21 protein-coding genes are annotated in these 22,505 nt (G+C 57.9%); 9 read left to right on the top strand and 12 right to left on the bottom strand.

Translation table 11 applies throughout. The features are described 5' to 3' along the window. Nucleotides 1–123: 123 nt before the first annotated feature. Genes CPJ18_RS23870 through CPJ18_RS23860 form a run of 3 tightly spaced genes read left to right on the top strand, consistent with a single transcriptional unit; the run spans nucleotide 124 to nucleotide 5,568 of the window. Nucleotides 124–876, top strand: coding sequence for an ImuA family protein (locus CPJ18_RS23870; protein ID WP_077122612.1), 753 nt, complete (start codon nucleotides 124–126; stop codon nucleotides 874–876). Next, nucleotides 797–2,308 (top strand): Y-family DNA polymerase, encoded by a 1,512-nt coding sequence (locus CPJ18_RS23865; protein ID WP_103660265.1) that lies wholly within the window; start codon nucleotides 797–799, stop codon nucleotides 2,306–2,308. Before CPJ18_RS23870 ends, CPJ18_RS23865 begins: the two co-directional genes overlap by 80 nt. Further along, nucleotides 2,305–5,568 carry an error-prone DNA polymerase gene (locus CPJ18_RS23860; RefSeq protein WP_077122610.1) on the top strand — a complete coding sequence of 1,088 codons (3,264 nt, stop codon included), beginning with the start codon at nucleotides 2,305–2,307 and terminating at the stop codon, nucleotides 5,566–5,568. Before CPJ18_RS23865 ends, CPJ18_RS23860 begins: the two co-directional genes overlap by 4 nt. Nucleotides 5,569–5,631: 63 nt before the next feature. Here the strand turns inward: CPJ18_RS23860 and CPJ18_RS23855 are convergent, their stop codons facing one another. Continuing rightward, a complete protein-coding gene (locus tag CPJ18_RS23855; RefSeq protein WP_067653483.1) occupies nucleotides 5,632–5,835 on the bottom strand; it encodes a cold-shock protein in 204 nt (67 codons plus the stop codon). Nucleotides 5,836–6,773: 938 nt separating this feature from the next. On the opposite strand from CPJ18_RS23855, the gene CPJ18_RS23850 reads away from it, so the two are divergent. Beyond that, nucleotides 6,774–7,082, top strand: a complete 309-nt coding sequence (locus tag CPJ18_RS23850) for a DUF736 domain-containing protein (protein ID WP_080803823.1) — start codon at nucleotides 6,774–6,776, stop codon at nucleotides 7,080–7,082. A 45-nt stretch (nucleotides 7,083–7,127) separates the two neighbouring features. Here the strand turns inward: CPJ18_RS23850 and CPJ18_RS23845 are convergent, their stop codons facing one another. The 6 genes from CPJ18_RS23845 to traC form a co-directional block, all read right to left on the bottom strand. Further along, nucleotides 7,128–7,406 carry an HU family DNA-binding protein gene (locus tag CPJ18_RS23845; RefSeq protein WP_003518435.1) on the bottom strand — a complete coding sequence of 93 codons (279 nt, stop codon included), beginning with the start codon at nucleotides 7,404–7,406 and terminating at the stop codon, nucleotides 7,128–7,130. An 81-nt stretch (nucleotides 7,407–7,487) separates the two neighbouring features. Continuing rightward, nucleotides 7,488–7,754, bottom strand: a complete 267-nt coding sequence (locus CPJ18_RS23840) for a WGR domain-containing protein (RefSeq protein ID WP_103588107.1) — start codon at nucleotides 7,752–7,754, stop codon at nucleotides 7,488–7,490. Between the two features lie 96 nt (nucleotides 7,755–7,850). Further along, nucleotides 7,851–8,291 carry a thermonuclease family protein gene (locus CPJ18_RS23835; protein ID WP_080803310.1) on the bottom strand — a complete coding sequence of 147 codons (441 nt, stop codon included), beginning with the start codon at nucleotides 8,289–8,291 and terminating at the stop codon, nucleotides 7,851–7,853. Next, nucleotides 8,288–10,213 carry a Ti-type conjugative transfer system protein TraG gene (gene traG / locus CPJ18_RS23830; protein WP_153367005.1) on the bottom strand — a complete coding sequence of 642 codons (1,926 nt, stop codon included), beginning with the start codon at nucleotides 10,211–10,213 and terminating at the stop codon, nucleotides 8,288–8,290. The genes CPJ18_RS23835 and traG overlap by 4 nt, the downstream gene beginning before the upstream one ends. A 31-nt stretch (nucleotides 10,214–10,244) precedes the next feature. Next, nucleotides 10,245–10,460 carry a type IV conjugative transfer system coupling protein TraD gene (traD, locus tag CPJ18_RS23825; protein ID WP_077122606.1) on the bottom strand — a complete coding sequence of 72 codons (216 nt, stop codon included), beginning with the start codon at nucleotides 10,458–10,460 and terminating at the stop codon, nucleotides 10,245–10,247. Between the two features lie 4 nt (nucleotides 10,461–10,464). Further along, nucleotides 10,465–10,761: a conjugal transfer protein TraC gene (gene traC, locus CPJ18_RS23820; RefSeq protein ID WP_077122605.1), complete on the bottom strand. Its 297-nt coding sequence runs from the start codon at nucleotides 10,759–10,761 to the stop codon at nucleotides 10,465–10,467. Nucleotides 10,762–11,020: 259 nt separating this feature from the next. Here traC and traA point away from each other — a divergent pair, with 259 nt between their 5' ends. The 5 genes from traA (at nucleotide 11,021) to CPJ18_RS23795 (ending at nucleotide 17,153) form a co-directional block, all read left to right on the top strand. Beyond that, nucleotides 11,021–14,320, top strand: a complete 3,300-nt coding sequence (traA, locus tag CPJ18_RS23815) for a Ti-type conjugative transfer relaxase TraA (RefSeq protein WP_103660264.1) — start codon at nucleotides 11,021–11,023, stop codon at nucleotides 14,318–14,320. Then, nucleotides 14,317–14,844: a conjugative transfer signal peptidase TraF gene (gene traF / locus CPJ18_RS23810; RefSeq protein WP_103660263.1), complete on the top strand. Its 528-nt coding sequence runs from the start codon at nucleotides 14,317–14,319 to the stop codon at nucleotides 14,842–14,844. The genes traA and traF overlap by 4 nt, the downstream gene beginning before the upstream one ends. Next, nucleotides 14,765–16,030 (top strand): conjugal transfer protein TraB, encoded by a 1,266-nt coding sequence (locus CPJ18_RS23805; RefSeq protein WP_103660262.1) that lies wholly within the window; start codon nucleotides 14,765–14,767, stop codon nucleotides 16,028–16,030. The genes traF and CPJ18_RS23805 overlap by 80 nt, the downstream gene beginning before the upstream one ends. Before the next feature lie 13 nt (nucleotides 16,031–16,043). Further along, the gene (locus CPJ18_RS23800; protein ID WP_103660261.1) at nucleotides 16,044–16,670 is read left to right on the top strand and encodes a TraH family protein; all 627 of its coding nucleotides are present in this window, start codon (nucleotides 16,044–16,046) and stop codon (nucleotides 16,668–16,670) included. A gap of 177 nt (nucleotides 16,671–16,847) precedes the next feature. Beyond that, entirely contained in the window at nucleotides 16,848–17,153 is a 306-nt protein-coding gene (locus CPJ18_RS23795) for a transcriptional repressor TraM (protein WP_077122601.1), read from the top strand. 58 nt (nucleotides 17,154–17,211) lie between these two features. On the opposite strand, the gene traR is transcribed toward CPJ18_RS23795, so the two are convergent. From traR to CPJ18_RS23765, 5 genes are all read right to left on the bottom strand, one after another. Further along, nucleotides 17,212–17,916, bottom strand: coding sequence for an autoinducer-binding transcriptional regulator TraR (traR, locus tag CPJ18_RS23790; protein ID WP_077122600.1), 705 nt, complete (start codon nucleotides 17,914–17,916; stop codon nucleotides 17,212–17,214). Between the two features lie 117 nt (nucleotides 17,917–18,033). Then, on the bottom strand, nucleotides 18,034–18,951 hold the full coding sequence (locus CPJ18_RS23785; RefSeq protein ID WP_103660347.1) for a nucleotidyltransferase and HEPN domain-containing protein: 918 nt from the start codon (nucleotides 18,949–18,951) through the stop codon (nucleotides 18,034–18,036). A 209-nt stretch (nucleotides 18,952–19,160) separates the two neighbouring features. Continuing rightward, nucleotides 19,161–20,402, bottom strand: coding sequence for an 8-amino-7-oxononanoate synthase family protein (locus CPJ18_RS23780; protein ID WP_103660260.1), 1,242 nt, complete (start codon nucleotides 20,400–20,402; stop codon nucleotides 19,161–19,163). A gap of 108 nt (nucleotides 20,403–20,510) precedes the next feature. Continuing rightward, nucleotides 20,511–21,251 (bottom strand): winged helix-turn-helix transcriptional regulator, encoded by a 741-nt coding sequence (locus CPJ18_RS23775; protein WP_103660346.1) that lies wholly within the window; start codon nucleotides 21,249–21,251, stop codon nucleotides 20,511–20,513. A gap of 540 nt (nucleotides 21,252–21,791) precedes the next feature. Then, a complete protein-coding gene (locus tag CPJ18_RS23765; protein ID WP_077122595.1) occupies nucleotides 21,792–22,472 on the bottom strand; it encodes a winged helix-turn-helix domain-containing protein in 681 nt (226 codons plus the stop codon). Nucleotides 22,473–22,505 lie beyond the last annotated feature (33 nt).

The raw sequence follows: 22,505 nt of genomic DNA, 5'->3' as shown, positions 1-22,505 counted from the left end.
TGCATTCCTAATGTAGCGCCTCTTGACTCCTGTCCATCGCAGGAACAGAACGTGAACTTCAACATTGAAAACGGCATGAAGCCGTTCCCATAAACGACACGAACCGGAAGGATTGCGTGAACGATGGCTGCTGCGCGCGAGCATGTCATAGCGGATCTGCGTGATCGCATCGCCTCGTTGGAAGGCGTCGTGGCCAAGCAAGCTGAGTGTCTGCCGTTCGGGGTAAGCGCAATCGACGCGGTGCTGCCAGGAGGTGGTCTCGCCAGAGGCGCTCTTCATGAATTTGCAGGTGGTGGCGCCGGAACAGTCGATGGGGCAGCCGCGGCCCTGTTCGTGGCAGGCGTTGCCTCCCGTACCAAAGGCCAGATCGTTTGGTGCCTGACGCGCCCGGATCTGTTCTTTCCTGCGCTCGCGCAGGCAGGTCTCAATCCTAACCGCGTCATCTTCGTGGAAAGCGATCGCGAGGAGGACGTGCTTGCCTCAATGGAAGAGGCGCTCTCCTTCGGTGGGCTGGGTGCGGTCGTCGGTGAGGTCGTGCGACTGCCGATGCTGGCGAGCCGGCGGCTTCAGCTTGCTGCGGAAAAGAAGGGAAGCCTGGCGCTTGTTGTACGCAGGTGGCGACGACAGACGGAAGCCAATGATTTTGGGCAGCCGACGGCGTCGACCACCCGATGGAGGGTAAGTGTGCTGCCGTCGCAGGAGTTACCCGTGCCGGGTGTCGGGCGGGCAAGATGGTTGCTGGAACTGATGCGGTCGCGTGCTGGAGAATGTGCCGAATTTATCGTTGGAGCGTGTGATGACCAGGGTCGTATCGATCTACCTTCCGGATCTGTCGACGGATCGCATTCGTCGCGCCGATCCCGGCATTCCGGCTGAACAGGCCATCGCCGTGATCGCAAAATCCGGATCGAAACGCTGGGTATCGGCGGCAGATGCTCCAGCTAAAAAGGCAGGTCTGCGTGTCGGCATGCAGGCTGCAAAGGCACAGGCTCTGTTTCAGGGACTGATGATGATCGATGCCGATCCGAAGGCGGACGCCGAAGCGCTGGAGCGCATTACCTTCTGGGCACTGAGCCAATACTCTCCGATCGTCGCAGTCGATGCGCCTGATGGCATCGTCATGGACACAGATGGTGCCGACCATCTCCGGGGCGGAGAGCTTGCCATGTTGACGGGGATTGCCAATCGCTTTCGGGGCAGGGGGCTGACGGCCCGTGTTGCCATTGCCGACACATGGGGTGCCGCTCATGCTTGCGCACGTGCCATCACCAGAGAGACAGTGATCGTGCCGCGGGGTGAAGCCGTAAAAGCGGTCGAGCGATTGCCGATTTCCCTGCTGCGTCTGCCTGAAAAGGTCATCAGCGATCTGAGAACGCTCGGCTTTCGAACCATCGGTGAGCTTTCTGCGACGCCGCGGGCACCGCTGACACTGCGCTTCGGCCCGGAAATTGCCCGCCGCCTTGACCAGATTTTCGGGCGCATCGGCGAACCCATCGACCCCATCCGCACGCCCGAACTGATCGAAGTCAGCCGCATTTTCCAGGAGCCGATCGGGGCAGCCGAAACGATCGACAAATATGTCGGTCGTCTGGTCATCGAACTTTGCAGCCAGCTCCAGAAAAAGGGTCTGGGTGTTCGCCGTGTCGATCTTATCGTCCACAAGGTCGACAACACAACCCAGGCGCTGCGGGCAGGAACGGCAAAGGCCGCCCGCGATGTCTCCTGGTTGACGAAACTGTTTCGCGACATGACCGAGAAGATCGATCCTGGCTTCGGGATCGAGAAGCTTACCCTTGCGGCGATCATGGTTGAGCCGCTTGAGGAAACACAGAAGGCGTCGTCGCTTGTCGAAGATGAGATCGCGGACATCACTCCGCTCATCGACATCTTGGGCAATCGTGGTCAGCGCGTCTATCGTCTCGCACCCGTTGCCTCCGATGTTCCCGAGCGCAGCGTTCAGAGGATTGCACCTGTTGCAGATGACGTTGTCGCCGCCTGGCCGCATCACTGGCCGCGTCCGGTACGACTGCTCGCTCACCCTGAACTGGTCGAGGTCATCGCATTGATGCCCGACCATCCTCCCGTTTCCGTCACATGGCGTGGCAAACGCCGCAAGGTGAAACGCGCCGATGGTCCCGAACGAATATTCGGCGAGTGGTGGCAGCGAACATCCGAGTGGGCCGCAGTCCGGGACTACTTTATCATCGAGGACGAAGCGGGCGAACGCCTTTGGGTTTTCCGGGCTGGCGACGGCGTAGATAGCGAAACCGGGTCGCACAAATGGTTCGTCCAGGGAATATTCGCATGAGATATGCCGAGCTTCAGGTCACCACCCATTTCTCGTTCCTGCGCGGTGCGAGCAGCGCGACCGAACTGTTCGAGACGGCGAAAAGCCTCGGCATCGACGCCATCGGTGTCGTGGATCGCAATTCGTTGGCGGGCATTATCCGGGCACTTGAAGCGTCGCGTGCCACCGGCCTTCGTCTCGTCATCGGCTGCCGGCTTGACCTACAGGATGGGATGTCGATCCTGGTCTATCCGACGGACCGGGCCGCCTATTCGCGTCTGACCCGGCTGATCACGCTCGGGAAGGGGCGAGGGGGCAAGAACAACTGCGTCCTCCATTGGGACGACGTGGTGACATACGCCGATGGCATAATCGGCATCCTCATTCCCGATCTCGCCGACAATAAATGCGCCTTGCAGCTCAGGAAGATGGCGGAGGTGTTCGGCAGTCGCGCCTATGTTTCCCTTTGCCTGCGCCGCAGACCAAACGATCAGCTTCGGCTACACGATCTTTCCAACATGGCCACGCGCCACAAGGTCAAAACCGTCGTCACCAATGACGTACTGTTTCATGAGCCGGGACGGCGGCAGCTTCAGGACATAGTCACCTGCATCCGGACCAAATCGACCATCGACGACGTCGGCTTCGAGCGCGAACGTCATGCCGACAGATATCTCAAGCCGCCAGAGGAAATGGAACGGCTGTTTCCGCGCTATCCCGAAGCATTGCGGCGGACGATGGAGATTGTCGATCAGTGCAAGTTCTCGCTTGAGGAATTGACCTATCAGTATCCCGAGGAGGCGATCGTTCCGGGTAAAGACGCGCAACAGTCTCTCGAACATTATGTCTGGGAGTGCGTACCGGACCGCTATCCGGAAGGCATGCCTCCAGACGTTCTGGCGACTGTTCGGCACGAACTTGATCTTATCAAGGCGATGAAATATGCGCCGTATTTTCTGACGGTGTTTTCCATCGTCCAGTTCGCGCGCTCGCAGGGAATCCTCTGCCAGGGGCGAGGATCGGCTGCCAACTCGGCCGTCTGTTATATCCTCGGCGTCACCAGCATCGACCCTTCGACGAATGACCTCTTGTTCGAGCGCTTCATCAGCCAGGAGCGTGACGAGCCGCCGGATATCGATGTCGATTTCGAGCACGAACGACGTGAGGAGGTCATTCAGTGGATCTACAAGACCTACACCCGCGAGAAGGCGGCACTGTGTGCGACCGTCAGCCGTTACCGTGCCAAGGGTGCCATTCGCGATGTCGGCAAGGTGCTTGGCCTGCCTGAGGATGTGATCAAGGCATTGTCGTCGGGCATGTGGTCGTGGTCGGAAGAGGTCAGTGATCGCAATGTGAGGGAATTGAACCTCAATCCCGATGACCGCAGGCTGAAGCTGACGCTGCAACTTGCACAGCAACTGATGGGCGCACCACGTCATCTCGGACAACACCCCGGCGGGTTCGTGCTCACCCACGACCGCCTCGATGACCTCGTTCCCATAGAACCTGCCACGATGGAAGACCGGCAGATCATCGAATGGGACAAGGATGATGTGGAAGCCCTCAAATTCATGAAGGTCGATGTTTTGGCACTGGGCATGCTCACCTGCATGTCCAAAGCATTCGATCTGATCCGCAAGCATAAGGACGACGATCTGGATCTCGCAAAGATCACCCAGGAGGATCCGGCGACCTATGCGATGATCCGCAAAGCCGACACCCTCGGCACGTTCCAGATCGAATCCAGAGCCCAGATGGCCATGCTGCCACGACTGAAGCCGCGGACATTTTATGATCTGGTCGTTCAGGTGGCGATCGTGCGTCCCGGTCCTATTCAGGGGGATATGGTGCATCCCTATCTGCGCCGCCGGGAAGGCAAGGAAAAGGTGGACTATCCAACGCCGGAACTGGAAGCCGTGCTGGGCAAAACACTGGGCGTGCCGCTGTTTCAGGAAAGCGCCATGCGCGTCGCCATGGTCTGCGCTGGGTTCACGGGAGGTGAGGCCGATCAGTTGCGCAAGTCAATGGCGACCTTCAAATTTACGGGCGGCGTCAGCAGGTTCAAGGAGAAGCTGGTCTCCGGAATGGTGCGAAACGGCTACACCGCCGAATTTGCCGAGAAGACATTTTCGCAGCTCGAGGGATTTGGGTCCTACGGTTTTCCAGAATCCCATGCTGCCTCGTTCGCGCTGATCGCCTACGCTTCGAATTACATCAAGTGTCATTTCCCGGATGTGTTCTGTGCCGCACTCCTGAATTCCCAGCCTATGGGTTTCTATGCCCCTGCGCAGATTGTTGGCGATGCCCGCGCCCACGGCGTTGAGATCCGGCCTGTCTGCATCAATCGATCCCGCTGGGACTGCACGTTGGAGCGGATCGGAAATACCGATCGCCATGCCGTGCGCCTGGGGATGCGAATGGTAAAGGGCCTGGCAGCGTCGGACGCGGCCCGGATCGTTGCCGCGCGCATGAACGACGGTTTCGGTTCCGTCGATGATATGTGGCGGCGATCCGGTGTTCCTGCTGCGTCCCTGGTCGAGCTTGCAGAGGCAGACGCCTTCCGGCCATCGCTTCAGCTTGAACGGCGCGATGCGCTTTGGGCGATAAAAGCCCTGCGTGACGAACCCTTGCCGCTGTTTGCAGCGGCTGCGGACCGCGAGCAGAAATCGATCGCTGAGCAGGCGGAGCCTGAGGTCGAGCTCCGGCAGATGACCGAAGGCCATAACGTGGTTGCGGACTACGGACACTTCGGCCTGACGCTGCGCGAACATCCAATGGCATTCTTGCGGGAGAGCTTGGCGAAACGCAGCATGGTGACATGCGAAGACGCAATGTCGGCCCGCGACGGGCGATGGGTCTACACCGCAGGTCTCGTTCTGGTGCGACAAAAGCCGGGGAGTGCCAAGGGGGTGATGTTCCTGACGATCGAGGACGAGACGGGTCCCGCGAACGTCGTCGTCTGGCCGAGTTTGTTCGAGAAGCGGCGCCGTGTCGTGCTGGGTGCATCGATGATGGCAATCAACGGACGAATCCAGCGGGAAGGGGAGGTCGTGCACTTGGTCGCCCAGCAGCTATTCGACCTGTCTGCCGACCTCTCCGGCTTGGCTGACATGGACGTCGTGTTTAAGTCACCATCAGGACGCGGAGACGAATTCGCTCACGGATCGGCTGGTGGTGGAGATTCTCGCGACCGACCGAAGCCGGTGCCAGAGGCGCGAGACATCTTCGTGCGGGACTTGCACATCGATACTCTGAACGTGAAAAGCCGGAACTTTCATTGAGCCCCATAGGGCGAGAACAGCTTGCCGCTATTCAGCGGTCTGGCTGGTCTCGCGGACCGCAGGTCAGAGCACGCTAACGTTCTCAGCCTTCGATTTTCCAGTTTTCCGGTCCTGGCCAACTTCGAAAGTGACCTTGTCACCTTCTCTCAGCGACCCACCTTGCTGCAAGGCAGATACGTGAACGAACACGTCCGTTCCACCATTCTCAGGCGTAATGAAGCCAAATCCCTTGTCGTCATTGAAAAATTTTACTGTACCGGTAGGCATAAGAATTCCTTTTAATGTCCTGCAGCCACTTGACCCGCAGTAGGCTTTTTACCGTCCGTTTGCCTGACCGGCAACCTCCAATACCATGATAGTTGCACCGAGATTTTTTGCAGGCCGCTGATCGACTACTTGGCCGCGTTGACAGCCTCCTCGAGTGCTTCAATACTCGCCATGACCGCATCGAAACCGGGTGGGTTTGCAAAGATCATCGCTGACATTCTATTTTAGTCAACGGCTGGGAGCGGATGAAGGTGCATGGCCCGGCGCATGCCATGCGCTCGAGGGTGAAGCCGCGCCGCTTGCGGATGTCAAACAAAGCCAGAACTAAAATTGGTAAAGTCGATTTGCGGCCAGGTTGCTCCTCGCGATCTGGCCGTTGGTGACTTTAAGGAACCGGTTGCACGGCGGAAAACTTCGAGCGGCTTGAAGCCCTGATTGGTCCAGGGTGTGGTCTATCTGAAGCTGGGAGTGGGGGAGTGAGCAAGTCTCAGTCTTGTCACCCATCCAGGCATGGTACCACAACCAACAGCGCGAAGAAGCAATGCAGCGTTCCCGGGAACCTCCCAAATCCAGTCGTTGGCTTCGATCAAGTGTTTGGGGCTTGTGGGCGCTATGCATCCATTCCCATTGGTCGCCACCCGATGATGCCAATGTGTATCCCTTGATCCGCCAGCTGGCACGTCCACTGCGGTCTCGATGGGGCATGTCTGACCAAAGACCGCCTCGCGATGCTCTGCTCGATCGGCATCCGCAACGGCCGGGTCGTTTTCTTCCCCTGTGCGCTGAAGCGCCCATTCCTCGCGAGACAAGAAAGCCTTTTCCTGGCCGTCCTCCACTCCGTTTCGGCCTTTCAGGTGCAGGCCGATCGCCTCTGGTCCAATCGACTGCCATCGAGGCCGCGATGGACGCGGCCCGAACAACCGAAAAGGAATACGACAATGGCAACCATGGGCTTTTTCACCGCTTCCAGCAACGGCTTCTCCGGCACCATCAAGACCCTCAACCTCAACGTCAAGGCAACCATCCGCACCGTCGAGCGAACTTCCGACAAAGGCCCTGACTACCGCATCCTCGCGGGAGCCACGGAATTCGGCGCAGCCTGGAAGAAGACCTCGAACGAAGGTCGCGACTACCTCTCCGTCAAGCTCGACGACCCGAGCTTCCCGGCCCCGATCTACGCAACGCTGATCGAGGTCGAAGGCGAGGAAGGTCTCTCTCTCATCTGGTCCCGGTCGAACCGGGACTGAGACTGGATGCCCCGCCCGCCAAGGCGGGGCTCTCCACGTCAGGGATCACTTGTTCAGCGCATCCTTGAGCGCCTTGGCAGGCGCAAAGGTCAGCTTCTTCGATGCGGCGACCGTCATCTTCTCTCCGGTCGCCGGATTGCGACCCTCGCGCTCAGGCGAAGCCTTCACCTTAAACTTTCCGAAGCCTGGGATCGACGTTTCAGCGTCGGAGCCTGCAGCATCGGCGATAGCCTGAAAGACGGATTCTACGATGCCCTTGGCCTGAACCTTGGTCAGGCCGTTGTCAGCTGCGATCTTGTCGGCGATTTCGTTGGTGGTGGTCATGGAATTCCTCATCTTCTTATCAAAGATAAAATCCGTGTCAGCTTCTGACCAAGTTGTCATCGGCGATGATGAAGACGAGTGTCAGATCCGCTTGATGTCCACAGGTCGTTTTGGCCGATAACCTCGTTTGCGCTTCTCGCGAAGCACGTCGAGGAACAGGTTGATGGCCTGGCTCTCATTATCGAACAGATGCACCATCTGCTGTCCGCGCGTTCCAATCCGCCCCCAGGCGCGTACAAGCGAGACATCGCCGAACAATGTCGGCTGAACGGCGAGCGTGTAAAACCGCGCCATATTTTTTTCCGGCGCGATACGCTCGACGTAGAGGTGGTAGGGCTGCTTGATCATAAGAGCAGAATCGCGCGTTCGGATTCCGCCGTCCAATGAGAGTTTTGAATCGGTCGGGCATTATCGATTCACAACTTTGATCTGTCGTGGTCCGTTTCATTCGCACCAACTCCGTCGTGATCCTTCCCACTTCCGGGCTAGGCCTTCGGCGACGAGAATATCGCCGACCGATCGTCGCTCGCGGTAGACGATCCTGACCTTGCGACCGAAGCGATCTTCATCCCTGGCGGTCGTCTTGAACGAGAGCGGACCTGAATTGAGGATCTCGAGCAGACGCTGTTTTGCCGCAAGGCCCAGCTCGCGTTCGCGCTGGCATCCTGGCGGGCTGAGCTCCGGCGTGTCGATGTCGGCGATCCTGATCTTCTCACCTCGAAACCAGAACGTATCACCATCCACCACGCAGGTGATCCTATGGCCGCCATTACACATCGAGAAGGTTTCACTTGCGCTGCTTGGCGACGCTAAGGCAACAAATGCAAGGATGCCAACGGCGAAGAGGGATAGTCTTGCAATAGCCGTACAAAATCTCAATGTCATGTCTCCTCAGTATCTGTCGTCGGAACGGCCTTATAGCTCTTCATCCCTTCTGTGGCTCGGCTGTGAAAGCGGTTTTCTCCGACGGACGCGCTCATGTCCTTGCGTCTGAACCAAATCGCGCGTCCACATCTGAGCGGCGGATTGCCCGATGTGAACACGATCTGCTCGTCGCTGCGCATGCGTAGCACTTCATGCGGCAGGATCAGCGGTCGGCGGCTGAGCTGCCGGGAACGTGAGCGCGACGATCCCTTCATCCCTGACGAGCGGTTTGTCTGTTCGACCTCTACCGTCGTATCGCCGCAGCGTTTCGAGATGTAGTCGGCAGTATCAGGGTCGTTGATCGCGGCAAACGAGATCCACGACGCGGATTCGAACCATTTGCTCGTCGCGTCCCGACCGCCATAGGCCTCGCGCATCTGGCCGATGGACTGGAAGATCATCGTCAGAGTGATGCCGTATTTGCGTCCGGCATCCCGTGCGGTCTCTAAGATGCGCAGATAGCCGAGCCTGGCGACTTCGTCGAGCAGGAAGAGAGCGCGACCTTTCACATCGCCGTTTCGATTGTAGATGGCATTGAGCAGCGATCCGATAACCACACGGGCCAATCCCGGATGGGCTTCCAGTACCTTCAGATCGAGCGCAATGAAGATGTCTGTCCCGCCATCGGCAAGATCGTCGGTCGAGAAACTGTCGCCTGAGACGAGCGCGGCGTAGTTCGGATAGGACAGCCAGTGGGTTTCTTTCACCGCATTGGCGTAGACGCCAGAAAAGGTCTCGGGTGTCATGTTGACGAAGACCGAAACATTCTCCTTCACGAAGCCCGATTCCGACTGCTCGTAGATTTTTGTCAGGCGCGCCCGTAGCTGGGGTTCAGGCTCCGAAAGGTTCTTACGCACACGGCGCAGCGTCTGGTCTTCTTCGTCCGTGTGACCGGACAGGCATACGTCTGCGATGAGGGCCGTCAGGAGCTGCATCGCCGATGCCCGGAAGAAGTCGTCGCGGGCAGACGCCGAGCGCGAATTGTCGGTCATGATCCAGGTTGCGACGGCGACGATGTCCTCTTCTTTCGTGCTGCCACGTCGCCCGATCCAGTCGAGCGCGTTGAAGCCGACGCCTGACGCCGAGGGATCGAGAATGACCACCTTCCGGCCAGCCTTGCGGCGATGCTCCGATACCATCGGCGCGACCTCGCTCGATGGATCGAGGACAACGAGTCCACCACCCCACTTTAGCGCGGTCGGGACCGTGACCGACGTCGTCTTGAAACCGCCGGAGCCGGCGAAGACGATGCCATGCGAGGAGCCGAACGAGCCGTCGAAGCATAGGAGCTGGCTCTTGCCTCCCGCGCCCCAGGTCGACGGATCATCGGCGCGGAACGACACCGCCGCAACGCTATCGCGATCGACACGATACCGTTCACCGACGACGATGCCACCGGGATCGGGGAAAAGTTTTGCGGCCTCCTGCACTTTCATCCAGTCGGCCTCGCCATGCACCGCTCGCTTTCCCCCGATCCGCCGTGGTGCGGCTTTGGCAAAGGCGGCGTTCCCCTTCATCGCGACGCGCAGTGCGAAGACGCCGGCGAGGAACATTGTCGATGCGCCAAGCATCGTTGCGGGGTCCACGTATCCGAGCACGGACTGTCCTGCTGGCACGTCACCAGCGATCCCGGCCAGGCGAACCCCCTCACGTAGCACCGCGATGAGGATTGCCACACCATTTCCGCTGACGATCCCCCATCCTGCCGCCTTAATAGCCGCTGTCCCGTTCGCCGCGAACAGAAAGATCGTGCCGATAGCAGCCGCGGTCGCATAGGGCAGCGCGAGGCCGATCCGCCCGAGCATCAGCTTGGCCTGCGCGGTTTTCCCAAACGCGGCCAGCCAGTGTTCGATCCCCGGCATAAAAACCACCACGGCGATCATCGTTGTGGCCGGGAAGGCAGTTAGGACCAGTCTACTCGCCCTCACGGTCGAACGCCTCCGCTCCTATCACTGTCAGGCGCGATCGCTCGGCATCGTCGCCTCTGATGCGGCGGCTTGCATCGATCAGTATGCCCAGCAGCAGTACCCGCTTCTCGTAGCGCAGTCCTGCCTTGACGATCAGGCCACCGAGTTCGATTTTTTCGCGGGTGTCTTTTTTGCGTGCGTCAGCCGTCATCGTGCGGGCCATGCGTTCAAGCCTCACCAGGCCTGCCCGCAGGCGCGCCAGTTTCGATCGTCGTGACCGTCTCGCCTGCGGTCCTACCGTTACCTGCATTTTTCTTTCCGGTCGAAGCGGCATTACCTCCGCGAAACCGCCCTGCAATCTCCTCGAACGCCGCCTGTAGTTCGTTTTCCTCGATCTCGATCTCACCAAGTCCTGCCTTCAGCGCGATACGGCCGATGCGCTCGGCCTCGCGTGTTTCTGCTTGTCTCAACTGATCCTGCAGTCTGGCAATTTCTTCCCTGATCTTCGATGATGGTTTCTTCATTCCGGTCGCATCTCCCTGGAAATTTTGCGTCGTTTGAGACGCTGCAAGATTCCCGCAAAAGCACGTCCGAAGGAATGTGCAGATTTGCACGTCGTCACGGCCGACACTTTGGAGGATGATCCCGCCGTTCCGAAGGAGCGGATCCAAGGGCGCAATTATACGTCGCGATGCGACGTGCTTGCTCAAGACCCCGGTTCGGGGGCCGCGTGGTGACCACCACTCCTGACGAACGCAGTTCGAACAGGGAGTTTCTTGCGCCGTGGCCATCGCCCATTTCTCAGCCAGCATCGTCAGCCGCGGCGGCGGCCGCAGCGTGGTGCTGTCTGCGGCCTACCGGCACTGCGCGAAGATGGAATACGAGCGCGAGGCCCGTACTATAGACTACACCCGCAAACAGGGGCTTGTGCATGAGGAATTTCTGCTCCCGGCCGATGCCCCTAAATGGGTCCGCGCGATGATCGGCGACCGCTCTGTCGCCGGAGCTTCGGAAGCCTTCTGGAACAAGGTCGAGGCGTTCGAAAAGCGCTCCGATGCGCAGCTTGCCCGGGACCTGACAATCGCTCTTCCGCTGGAGCTCACGCACGAGCAAAACATCGCCCTGGTCAGGGATTTTGTGGAAAAACATATCCTCGCCAAGGGCATGGTTGCCGACTGGGTTTACCATGACAATCCCGGCAATCCGCATATCCACCTGATGACCACATTGCGCCCGCTGACCGAGGACGGGTTCGGATCGAAGAAGGTGGCGGTCATCGGCGAGGACGGCCAGCCGGTCCGCACCAAGTCCGGGAAAATCCTTTATCAGCTCTGGGCGGGTTCGACCGACGACTTCAATTCCTTACGCGATGGATGGTTCGAGCGGCTGAACCATCACCTGGCGCTTGGCGGCATCGATCTCAAGATCGACGGCCGTTCCTACGATAAGCAGGGGATCGACCTCGAGCCGACGATCCATCTCGGCGTTGGTGCCAAGGCGATCGAGCGCAAGGCGCGGGAACAGGGCGTCCGGCCAGAGCTTGAGCGCATGGATTTGAACGAAGAGCGGCGGTCGGAAAACACCCGCCGCATTCTGAACAATCCAGCCATCGTGCTCGATCTGATCATGCGAGAGAAGAGCGTCTTCGATGAACGCGATGTCGCCAAGGTTCTGCATCGCTATGTCGATGACCCGGCTGTTTTTCAGCAGCTGATGTTACGCATCATCCTGAACCCGGAAGTCTTGCGTTTGCAGCGCGACACGATCGAGTTCGCGACCGGAGAAAAGGTGCCGGCCCGTTATTCGACCCGGGGGATGATCCGGCTGGAAGCGACGATGGTGCGGCAGGCAATCTGGCTGTCGAACCGGGACGGTCATGCTGTCTCTGAAGCTGCTCTGGACGCAACGTTCCGGCGGCATGAGCGGTTGTCTGGCGAGCAGAAAACCGCAATCGAGCGGATCGCCGGTCCCGCTCGGATCGCCGCCGTGGTTGGACGCGCCGGCGCCGGCAAAACCACGATGATGAAGGCAACCCGCGAGGTGTGGGAATTGGCCGGATATCGTGTGGTCGGTGGCGCGTTGGCTGGTAAGGCAGCGGAGGGGCTGGAAAAGGAAGCCGGGATCCAGAGCCGCACGCTTGCGTCGTGGGAACTGCGCTGGAACCGTGGCCGTGACGTTCTCAATGAGAAGACAGTCTTCGTCATGGACGAGGCGGGCATGGTCGCATCAAAACAGATGGCGGGCTTTGTCGATGCCGTGGTCAGGTCCGGTGCCAAGATCGTCCTGGTCGGTGACCCCGAACAGTTGCAGCCGATCGAAGCGGGTGCTGCCTTCCGCGCCATTGTCGACCGCATCGGCTATGCCGAACTCGAGACGATCTATCGCCAGCGCGAGGACTGGATGCGTAAAGCGTCGCTTGATCTGGCGCGGGGGAATGTCGAAAGGGCGCTGGCCGCCTACAATTCAAATGCCAGGATTACCGGCGAGCGTTTGAAGGCGGAAGCAGTCGAGAGCCTGATCGCTGACTGGAACCATAGCTACGATCCGGCGAAGACCGCGCTCATCCTCGCGCATCTGCGCCGCGATGTCCGCATGCTGAACGTCATGGCCCGCGAAAAACTGGTCGAGCGCGGCATTGTGGGTGATGGCCACGTCTTCAAGACGGCTGACGGTATTCGCCAGTTCGATGCAGGCGACCAGATCGTCTTCTTGAAGAACGAGACCTCGCTCGGCGTCAAGAACGGCATGATCGCTCATGTCACTGAGGCCGCACCGAACAGGATCGTTGCTGTCGTCGGAGAAGGTGATCAGCGCCGGCAGGTCATCGTCGAGCAACGCTTTTACAGCAATCTCGATCATGGTTACGCCACCACGATCCATAAAAGCCAAGGCGCGACCGTCGACCGCGTGAAGGTGTTGGCAAGTCTCTCGCTGGACCGGCATCTGACCTATGTGGCGATGACCCGCCATCGCGAGGATCTGCAGCTTTATTATGGGACGCGATCCTTCGCCTTTAACGGCGGCCTGGCCAAGTTATTCTCCCGAAAAAATGCTAAGGAGACCACGCTCGATTACGAGCGCGGAAAGCTTTACCGCGAGGCGCTGCGGTTTGCGGAAAGTCGCGGGCTCAACATCATCCAGGTGGCCCGCACACTTGTCCGCGACCGGCTTGACTGGACGCTGCGCCAAAAGACGAAATTGGTCGATCTCGGCCAGCGCCTTGCAGACTTTGCAGAGCGTCTCGGTCTGCACCACCCCTTAAAAACCCAAACGATGGAGGCCGTGCCCATGGTCGCAGGCATCAAGACATTTTCCGGTTCCGTTGAAGACACTGTAGAGAACAAGCTCGACACCGATCCAACCCTCAGACGACAATGGGAAGAGGTTTCGACCCGTTTTGCCTACGTCTTTGCCGATCCCGAGGCCGCCTTCCGGGCGATGAACTTCGATGCGGTGCTAGTGGATAAGGAAACGGCCAAACTGGCGCTTCAGACGCTGACGACCGCCCCGGCGTCGATCGGACCGCTAAGGGGCAAGACCGGCATTCTTGCCAGCAAGACTGAGCGCGAGGACCGCCGTGTCGCAGACCTCAATGTTCCGGCCTTGAAGCGCGATCTTGAGCAGTATCTGAGGATGCGCGAGACCGCCGCGCAGCGGCTGCGGGCTGACGAGCAGGTATTGCGTCAGCGCGTGTCGATCGACATCCCAGCATTGTCGCCGGCAGCACATCTGGTGCTGGAGCGTGTGCGTGATGCGATCGACCGCAACGATCTGCCGGCGGCCATGGCCTATGCACTCAGTAATCGCGAAACCAAGACTGAGATCGACGGGTTCAACCAGGCCGTCACTGAGCGGTTCGGGGAACGCACACTGCTCACCAATGCCGCGCGTGAACCGTCCGGAAAACTCTTCGACAAACTCTCCGACGGAATGCAGGCAGACCTGAAGGAGCGGCTGAAAGAAGCCTGGCCGGTTATGCGCACGGCTCAGCAGCTTAGTGCTCACGAGCGCACCGTCCAGACCTTGCGGCAGGCCGAAGATTTGCATCTCGCCCAGCGCCAGACTCCGGTGATGAAACAATGAGGCGGCGCGTTCTCCTATTCCCGGCCGGCTTGAGCGGGATGATCGCCGCTCTGGCGGCAATCGCATACTTCGGCGGCTTTCGGTTGAACCTGACGCCGAGCGAGCCGCTTGGGCTCTGGCGTATCGTGACCCTGCAGCGTCGGGTCGAGGCCGGCGATCTCGTGTTCATCTGCCCACCGGCGACCGCCTCATTCGAGGAGGCACGGCACCGCGGCTATGTCAGGCGTGGCCTCTGCCCTGGTGGCTATGCGCCGCTGATCAAGACAGTGGTGGCACTTCCCGGACAGCATGTCGAAATCGGCGGGAATATCACTGTCGATCGCACGCCTCTTGCCTCATCGATCGTTCGCGCGAGCGATGGAGAAGGCAGGCCGATCACACCGTTCAAAACCGGCATCGTGCCACTGAGAAATCTGTTTCTTCACTCATCATTTGCGAGCTCCTATGATAGTCGGTACTTTGGGCCGGTTCCCGACACGGGCCTTCTCGGCCTGGCGCGGCCGGTCCTCACGTTCGAACCATAACTGGTGGCGTTCCTGCCTGCTCATTGCGGTATCCGTCGCTTGCGGCTGGACTGCCTGGAGCGGTCATGTGCTGGCCCTTCCTGTCGCTGTGTTGTTCCCGACGCTCTGGGCGATGTCGCCGTCGCGGCTGATGGCGGTGCTCGTGTCGGCCGGATATTTTCTGGCTGCCTCGCGTGGGCTGCCGCAGGGCGTCGCCAACTTCTATGGCGCCGATCTCTGGCCTGGACTTCTGCTCTGGACAGCTGCTTCACTCTCCTTCGCCGGCGTGCATGCGGTGCTCTGGAAGGGGCGACCGGAAGGCAAGTCTCCGGGAGAAGGTCGAACGGGAATGGCAATGGCGGCGCGCTATCTGGCGGCGGTGATGCTCATGGGACTGCCGCCCTTCGGCATCACCGGCTGGGCACATCCGCTCACCGCTACTGGTGTGCTCTTTCCGGGATGGGGATGGTGGGGGCTGGTCGCGACGACAGCCGGCCTCGCGATGATGACATCGCGATATTGGCCAGCAACCGCCATCGTCCTGGGAGGATTGTGGCTCTGGTCCGCCGCTACATGGACATCACCTGATATACCCGAGGGATGGAAGGGCGTCGACCTCGAACAGGGCGAGCGCCTCGGACGAGACGGCTCGCTAGACTATCACCGTGACCTGATCGCAACGGTGCTAACGGATGTGGGAGAGAAAACCCGGTTCATCGTTCTTCCCGAAAGTGCACTGGGCTTCTGGACGCCGACCTTGGCAAAGCTCTGGAGCCAAGGCTTGCGAGGCTCGGCACTCACTGTGATCGCCGGCGCTGATGTCATCGATCCGGGCGGCTATGACAATGTCATGGTGGCGATTTCGGCTGATGAAGCACGCATTCTCTATCGTCAACGCATGCCGGTCCCGGTCTCCATGTGGCAGCCATGGCGGGTATGGACCGGGCAGGGCGATGGAGCCCGCGCCAACCTCTTCGGCAATCCAGTTGTGCAAAGCGACGGCCAGAAGCTTGCCGTGCTGATCTGCTACGAACAGCTCCTCCTTTGGCCGGTCCTGCACTCGGTGCTGCATTCCCCCACCGCAATCGTTGCCCCGGGCAACGGATGGTGGACCGCGGGAACGTCGATCGTCGCCATTCAGAACGCCAGCGTGATGGCTTGGGCAAAACTGTTCGGGTTGCCCGTCGTCACGGCGTTCAATACATAAGGAGATAATCGCGATGGTCGATGCCGCCCTCATCAAGGAATGCAGTGATCGCGGCCTGAAACCGGCGATCGTTGAACAGTTCATCGAGCGGGCAGGGTCGCAGGATCCGTTGTCGGTAACGGTTCGCTCAGGCTACCGAGTGGTGCTCGTACCCGCGCCGAGGACAGCGGAGGAGTCGTTGGCGCTTATCCGAGACAACCTCGGTCGCAATACCGTTCGCGTCGGGATCACACAATATCCCGCTGGGCTCGGCGTCGTGGAGGCGGGCCAGATGAAGCCGGACTTGGTCGATGCTTGCGAGAACATTCGCATGGGCACTGCATTGTTCGCCAAGGTCTACCGTATTGTCACCAAATGGTATGGGTATCCGACGGCCAGCGATGTTCTACCGCAAGTGTTCAACGATGCGATCATCGCCTGGCAGACGGGATATTTCGAGGGAATGGCAGTGTTTCGCGCAGAAGATCCGGGTAATATAGAGCTCGCCCAGCCAGGGCCGGTCAGGCGCGAAGGCAAAGGCACACAATCTGGCCTTCCAGAAAATGACGTCAAGCCCGACGTGCCAGCCGAGGCTTTGGCATCCGATCCCAACACAGCAGGCATCAGGATCGACCTGTCCGGTATTGACGCAAAGCGCTGACACTTCCGTATCTGCAGATCTGCACGGCGATTGTTCGTCCATCGCCCTATCGGAAAAGATATCCACATTCTATGAGGGCGGACAAGGTAGTACGCGCTGTCCCAAGGGTTTGGAAACCTCTCGAAGATTAACGTGTGCGGGGGCGAACCGCAGACAATATCAAGGGTTGGATCACAAATGGAATCGGAAGACTTAGAAGTGGACACATGTAATCTGCGCCCGGTGATCGGTCTGACGGGTGGCCTCGCAACGGCAGACGTCGAGAGGCTGACCATCAATGCCATTCGGCTGCACAGGCAGCTCTTGGAGAAGGCGGATCAGCTGTTCCAGGCTTTGCCGGAGGACTACAGGACAGGAAAAGCCAATGGCGGGGTTCAGCATCTCGAATACATTGAAGCAATGATCGAGATGCATGCACAGATGAGTGCGGTCAACACGCTCCTGGGCGTTCTCGGGTACATTCCCAAGATGGCCGCGAAATGATCCCGATTTGGGTCAAGCCTGATGCGAAAAAGATCGAGCGGGGTCGGCCACCGGTCTTTCAGATCAGCTTTCTACGAATTGCGAGCGCGGTAAGATGGGCTTTGCTTCGAACATTGAAGCGCTTCATAGCCTCGCGGAGCTTGACACGGACACTGTTGTATTTAATGCCCTCCACGTCAGCAATCTCCTCCATCGTCATGCCGACAGCAATCCATCTGAGATAGGTCGCCTCTTTCGGATCGAGCCAGGCGGCATCTTCCACGGTCGGAGTGGTTTGGAGAAACGAAATGCGGGCATGGAGTTGTCCAACGGCCGCAGCCGCTGCGACCGCGTCGATCTCACGGTTGAGATCGATCTCCGGCCTTTCCGACGCCAAAGTGAACATCGACATAGAGCCGTTGGCAGTCTTGATCGGAACGGTGACCCCGGACCGGATGCCGAAATCGGCGGCACGCGCGTAGAAGGTGCGCTCTTCCTTCGATTGCCTTGCACGGTCCCGTTCGCCAGACCAAGTAAAAACCTGCTTGCTTGACCGCGCGCGTTTGACGACGGGATCGAGCCTGTCGAAATTCTTCTCGAAATAGGTCGACCGCCACTCGTGATGATAATTGGTAACTGCGATGCTGTGCTTATGCTGGATGTGGAGATAGGCGTAAGCCGTGAAGCCGTAATGTTGGGTGAGGTCAGAAAGGCCCTGCGTTAGGATGCTTTCGTTGCCGTGTATAGCCGCAAGATCGGTCAGCTTGTCCAGCCAGTGCTGCATTTTTCACTCCGTTTCGGTGATTAGGTGAAACAGGCCACGCGAGTCACTCAAAGCTCGTTATAACACTCACTTTAGAATAAATCTAAAATTGCATAATATATCTTATGGAACTTTTGGTCAGTTCGTCTTATCTGCGGCCTGTTGGAGTGCAGAGACATGATCGCTACAAACGACGTTCACCAGAGCAAGTAAAACTGCGGTGCGCTCGCCTAGCCATTCGAGTGCCTCCGTGCTGATTTTGTAATGGTTCGAATAGCGTGCCTTCACATAAGCTTCGTTGATGACATTGAACGCCGCTCGTTCCCGGTGGTGCTCGCGTGGAAAAGCTTCCGCCAAACGGCGGTCCTGTTCCTCGGCGAAAGAACGCAAGATTTTAAGATTGTGAGATGCTGGGGCATAGTTCGTTAGCGTAAGAAGAACGCTAGAGTAGGCTTGTTCAAGCGATTGGTGCAGGAGAAATGCCGCTTCGTTCATCATATCAATTCGCAAAGCCTGCTTGGAAAGCAGCGCGAAATTGGTAGCGACCTTGAACCGCTTCTCGAAATGAATGCTTGCCATCCTTAGCCGCTCACTCGGTTCGAGTTGCGTTGGTTCAGCCAGCGGTTCGTCATTCAGCTCGTAAAGGACAATGCCTTCCTTGCGAATATCCGAGAAGAAATGATGACCTTCCTTCAGGGAGGTATTCACTTCGCGCAGCGAATGCACGATGAACTGAACCGGTAATTCTATTTCCTTATCCCGTATCAGTCTGTCTTCCGCTTTGTGCCAGTACTCTGCTAAGTCCGTAAGCTTGCGGTTGTTGACGATCACGAGAATGTCGAAATCGGATCTGTACCCTTTCGATGTGAAGGGTTCATCCACGAAGGTAGCCTTGGCATAGGATCCGAACAATATGATTTTCAGGATCCGACCGCGTTTCTTGAAGTCTGCGGTCGCGTCCTTCAATGCGTCCTCGAACTCCTCGTGGAGGATTTCCAGAGCTTTCGAAAGCTGCCGCTGTTTTTGTGGAGGAATGTGGTCAATCGTTGTTTTCATCGTCGGTAATAGATCTTTTTCTGCGATGGCAAGAACTGGTTTCAAACATCAGATCAGTAGTTTACATGACACGTCACAAACAACAAATGCATACCCATCACCTCTCTCCGCAAATTTGTAACGTCCATAGCCGCCACTGGTATGAGGGTGTTGTCGGTAGGCTGCACGAGAGCAGCCTCGCTGATCCGACGCAAGGTGCCCTCTCTCAGCTACCCCTCCGATTGAAAATCCAAAGCATCAGATAGGGCCGCGCACAGATCGTGGACCTGTTCGGTCGTATGGTCCGCGGTAACACAAACACGAATTCCTGCCCTTCCCTTTGCAACGGTAGGGAAAAAGATAGCGGAACCGTAGATGCCCCGATCCAGTAGTCCTCTCGTGACAGCCACGGCTCGTTCCTCCGAACCAAGATCGACTGTGCGGATAGGCAATGATGCGCCCGCCTGTTTTGAGCGCAAAAGCGAGTCCAGCAACTCGATGTTCGACCTGAGGGCGCTTTGCCGCTCGGCGAGCTCACCACTGCGATGGATTGCGGTCGAGCCAAGCGCCGCGCCGATTGACGCGACGTTGAGTGATGCAGAAAATGCGTGCGCTACGGCAAAACGTCTGAAGAGTTCTTCTTGCCGCGCCGTGCCCAGCATCAGCATCCCGCCGGAGGCGCCAAACCCCTTTCCCAGAGATGCTGCAATGATTGTACGCGGGCCGAGATCGCTGCCGAAATGTGACCGGGCAAAACCCTCGCCTTGTTTCCCCCATATCGAGATCCCGTGAGCGTCGTCAATATAGAGGAAAAGGCCATATCGATCCTGCAAGGAGAGCAAATCGTGCATCGGTGCATTTCCGCCCATGGAATAGACGCCATCGCAAATGTAGGCGACAGATTTGTTCGTCTTGCAAAGATCTTCCAGCATATTTAGGTCATTATGTCCTATCGTGCGGACCTGCGTCTCCAGCGCGATGGTACCCTTGTGGAACGCGAGTGTCGCATGTGCGTGCCGATCGAAGGCCATGAGCGGCCTGACCCCACCCGTAAGATGGCCCGAAGCGACAATGGGTAGTGCACCCATGTTTGCCGCCAAGACCGTGGTATAGGTTATGATCCTTGCCTGGAAAAGGTCCGCAAGCGTCAACTCCAGATCACGAAGTATCGCGAAATTGAGCCGGGTTCTCGCGCAAGACCAATGCAGGGCCCTGTATTCCCGCAGCGCTTCAATCGCTCCATCAACCACCATTGGATGATTGTCGAGTCCAAGATAAGAACACCGAACGAAATCGGTTACCCGTTTAGCGTCAAAGCCATCGAAAACGATATCGACCTCCCTGCCCGGCCGCGGCTGAGCATAGAGTGCCATTAGTCCCTGATGATGCGCGGCGGTGAAATACCCTTCCGCGTGACTTATAAGGCCAGCTGTGTTTCGGTGCGCAGTAAGAAGCTCTTCATCGGTGGACATTTCTGTGATCCTTGATCGAAACGGATGACGGCAGGATCGGCAAATGGACAAATTGATCAACAAACGGTTGCAGAATATTATGAGAAATCTTTGTGAAGGCTGTTGTCATCAAATCATATGAGCAGCAGGTTCGTCTCCTTTTACCAACTCGATTGCGTAACCGCTGGAGCGAGCGGTCCGGATCACATTTGATCCCGTCGCCTTTTTGAGGTGCCGTCTGATGCGGCCAATGTGAACGTCGACAGTCCTTGGTTGCACGTAGACTTCCTGTGGCCACGCCGCCGCAATCAAGTCGTCGCGACTGAATATCCTCCCTGGGTCGGTGAGTAGATGTTCGAGGAGCTTGAATTCAATCGGACCAAGGAGGAGTTCTGCTCCGTTGACCGTCGCGCGCTTACGCTCTGGCCAAAGCTCGATGTCTCCGAGCTTCAAGCGAGCGTCTGACAGCGGCATTGATCGATCCGTTTGAGCAGGATTGATGCCCTTGAGAAACGTAAGAAGATGCGGCGGCCAGAAAGGACGTATCAAGCACTGGTCCGCCCCTGCGCGCATGAGGGCCAAATATGTCTCTGTCTGCCCGTTGGGTATGACTGCGAGAACTTGCAGGCTTTTCCCTGACACGCTGGATTTTATGCGGTGACAAATCATGCTCGCGTCCTCGCCATCGGCATCTACATCGATGATAAGTCCAACGATATCCGGATCTGCACATCTAATGTCTACGTCCGTTTCGTTGCACAACACTGCTCTGATGCCCTCCGTCGATAGAATATGCTTGAGGATAGCGAAGTAATCAGCACTTCGCGTGATGATGGCGACTGCTGTGGCCGTATCGAAATTTTGTTGCATTCCAGCTCCGCGATATCTGGCATTGAGAGGCATTTATGATGTCACAAAAATCATACAAAAGATGGTTACAATGCTATATCGCTGAGGGAAAGTAGAAGAAATCAGCATAATTTGTCTTATTGACTTGATCTTGAATATATTTTTGTGACATCAATAGCGCGACTTTCCACCGTCATGATATGGGGGTGGAAAATTCTGTAACCGCGATGGTTTGCCAGGGGCGAACGTGCAGCTGTTTGACAGTCCTGCATCTCTGAAACGAGGCCAAACGCCCGGCTATTCAAGATCCTGCGCCAGGCTCGTAGGAGGTTACATGCAATTTAGAACCAGTACTAACGTCGCCAACTGCCTCGGCGATGCGATCTCGACGCATCATAATGCATTCGATATGGCATCCGCAGCATGCAAACTCTTTGGTGCAGACGCAGCACTTGCGGTCGCATTCAGTGCCCTTGATGCACGCCTTGACGGCAGAGACAGTGATTTTCGATTCTGGACGTCCGTATTCCACACACTGACACGCGATTGACGCGATAAGGCTTATCGACCGTTTCCGGCGGCGTATCCGATTGATCGAACCGTTCGGATCACGTTGGCGCCGGACTGGTTCAACGCCTGCCTGATCCGGCCGACATGGATGTCGACCGTACGAGGTTCTACGATCGCTCCGGTGGGCCAACAACACGCAATAAGTTCGTCACGACTGACGACCCTGTCAGCGTGTTTCGCAAGATGCACAAGCAGCCTGAAATGTAATGCTGAGAGAGTGATGTCAGCATCCCCTCGGCGGACACGCATGGCCGCCAGGTCGATTTCTACATCCGCGAACGTCACTCTTTTATGGTTTTTTGACGTGGGTTTTGAAACTTCGCCGAATTGTAGAGAGTTGAGTAGGTCCAACGGATTAAAAGGGCGTTTCACCAGATGGTCAAACAAGCCGAGGTTCGCTTCGTCGATTGGCTTGTCTCCAAGAGGAAAACCGACAATACGCAAGTCTGGCCGTTCTTTTTTTATCAGCGAAGAGGTGCGGAGCAGATCATCTGCAGCAAGGCAGAGAAGGATTGTGTTACCCTTCGCATCTGAAGGCGGTGTCGCGTGCAGCAAAACATCGAGATTGGGTACCAGATCCACGATATGGCCCGCCTCTTCAAGTATGTACCGTAAAATGAGATAGAATTCGGGGTCAGTCGTGTGGATAAGGAGCGAGTGACGCACGTACATCTCCCATAAAATTGTGTTCTGCTGATCGCTCGG

The sequence above is a fragment of the Agrobacterium rosae genome (assembly GCF_002915175.1).
Taxonomy (GTDB): domain Bacteria; phylum Pseudomonadota; class Alphaproteobacteria; order Rhizobiales; family Rhizobiaceae; genus Agrobacterium; species Agrobacterium rosae.
The sequence above is the reverse complement of the archived record's forward strand: the minus strand, read 5'-3'. Positions and strand labels throughout refer to the sequence as shown.

Bases quoted from the DNA above. Each gene is read 5' to 3' on its own strand.
- traG (WP_153367005.1), bottom strand. From the start codon at position 10,213: ATGATCGCCGTGGTGGTTTTTATGCCGGGGATCGAACACTGGCTGGCC.
- traC (WP_077122605.1), bottom strand. From the start codon at position 10,761: ATGAAGAAACCATCATCGAAGATCAGGGAAGAAATTGCCAGACTGCAG.
- CPJ18_RS23855 (WP_067653483.1), bottom strand. From the start codon at position 5,835: ATGCCTACCGGTACAGTAAAATTTTTCAATGACGACAAGGGATTTGGC.
- traF (WP_103660263.1), top strand. From the start codon at position 14,317: ATGAGGCGGCGCGTTCTCCTATTCCCGGCCGGCTTGAGCGGGATGATC.
- traD (WP_077122606.1), bottom strand. From the start codon at position 10,460: ATGGCCCGCACGATGACGGCTGACGCACGCAAAAAAGACACCCGCGAA.
- CPJ18_RS23845 (WP_003518435.1), bottom strand. From the start codon at position 7,406: ATGACCACCACCAACGAAATCGCCGACAAGATCGCAGCTGACAACGGC.
- CPJ18_RS23795 (WP_077122601.1), top strand. From the start codon at position 16,848: ATGGAATCGGAAGACTTAGAAGTGGACACATGTAATCTGCGCCCGGTG.
- CPJ18_RS23860 (WP_077122610.1), top strand. From the start codon at position 2,305: ATGAGATATGCCGAGCTTCAGGTCACCACCCATTTCTCGTTCCTGCGC.
- CPJ18_RS23870 (WP_077122612.1), top strand. From the start codon at position 124: ATGGCTGCTGCGCGCGAGCATGTCATAGCGGATCTGCGTGATCGCATC.
- CPJ18_RS23780 (WP_103660260.1), bottom strand. From the start codon at position 20,402: ATGTCCACCGATGAAGAGCTTCTTACTGCGCACCGAAACACAGCTGGC.
- CPJ18_RS23765 (WP_077122595.1), bottom strand. From the start codon at position 22,472: ATGTACGTGCGTCACTCGCTCCTTATCCACACGACTGACCCCGAATTC.
- CPJ18_RS23865 (WP_103660265.1), top strand. From the start codon at position 797: ATGACCAGGGTCGTATCGATCTACCTTCCGGATCTGTCGACGGATCGC.
- CPJ18_RS23840 (WP_103588107.1), bottom strand. From the start codon at position 7,754: ATGATCAAGCAGCCCTACCACCTCTACGTCGAGCGTATCGCGCCGGAA.
- CPJ18_RS23805 (WP_103660262.1), top strand. From the start codon at position 14,765: ATGATAGTCGGTACTTTGGGCCGGTTCCCGACACGGGCCTTCTCGGCC.
- CPJ18_RS23800 (WP_103660261.1), top strand. From the start codon at position 16,044: ATGGTCGATGCCGCCCTCATCAAGGAATGCAGTGATCGCGGCCTGAAA.
- traR (WP_077122600.1), bottom strand. From the start codon at position 17,916: ATGCAGCACTGGCTGGACAAGCTGACCGATCTTGCGGCTATACACGGC.
- CPJ18_RS23785 (WP_103660347.1), bottom strand. From the start codon at position 18,951: ATGAAAACAACGATTGACCACATTCCTCCACAAAAACAGCGGCAGCTT.
- CPJ18_RS23775 (WP_103660346.1), bottom strand. From the start codon at position 21,251: ATGCAACAAAATTTCGATACGGCCACAGCAGTCGCCATCATCACGCGA.
- CPJ18_RS23835 (WP_080803310.1), bottom strand. From the start codon at position 8,291: ATGACATTGAGATTTTGTACGGCTATTGCAAGACTATCCCTCTTCGCC.
- CPJ18_RS23850 (WP_080803823.1), top strand. From the start codon at position 6,774: ATGGCAACCATGGGCTTTTTCACCGCTTCCAGCAACGGCTTCTCCGGC.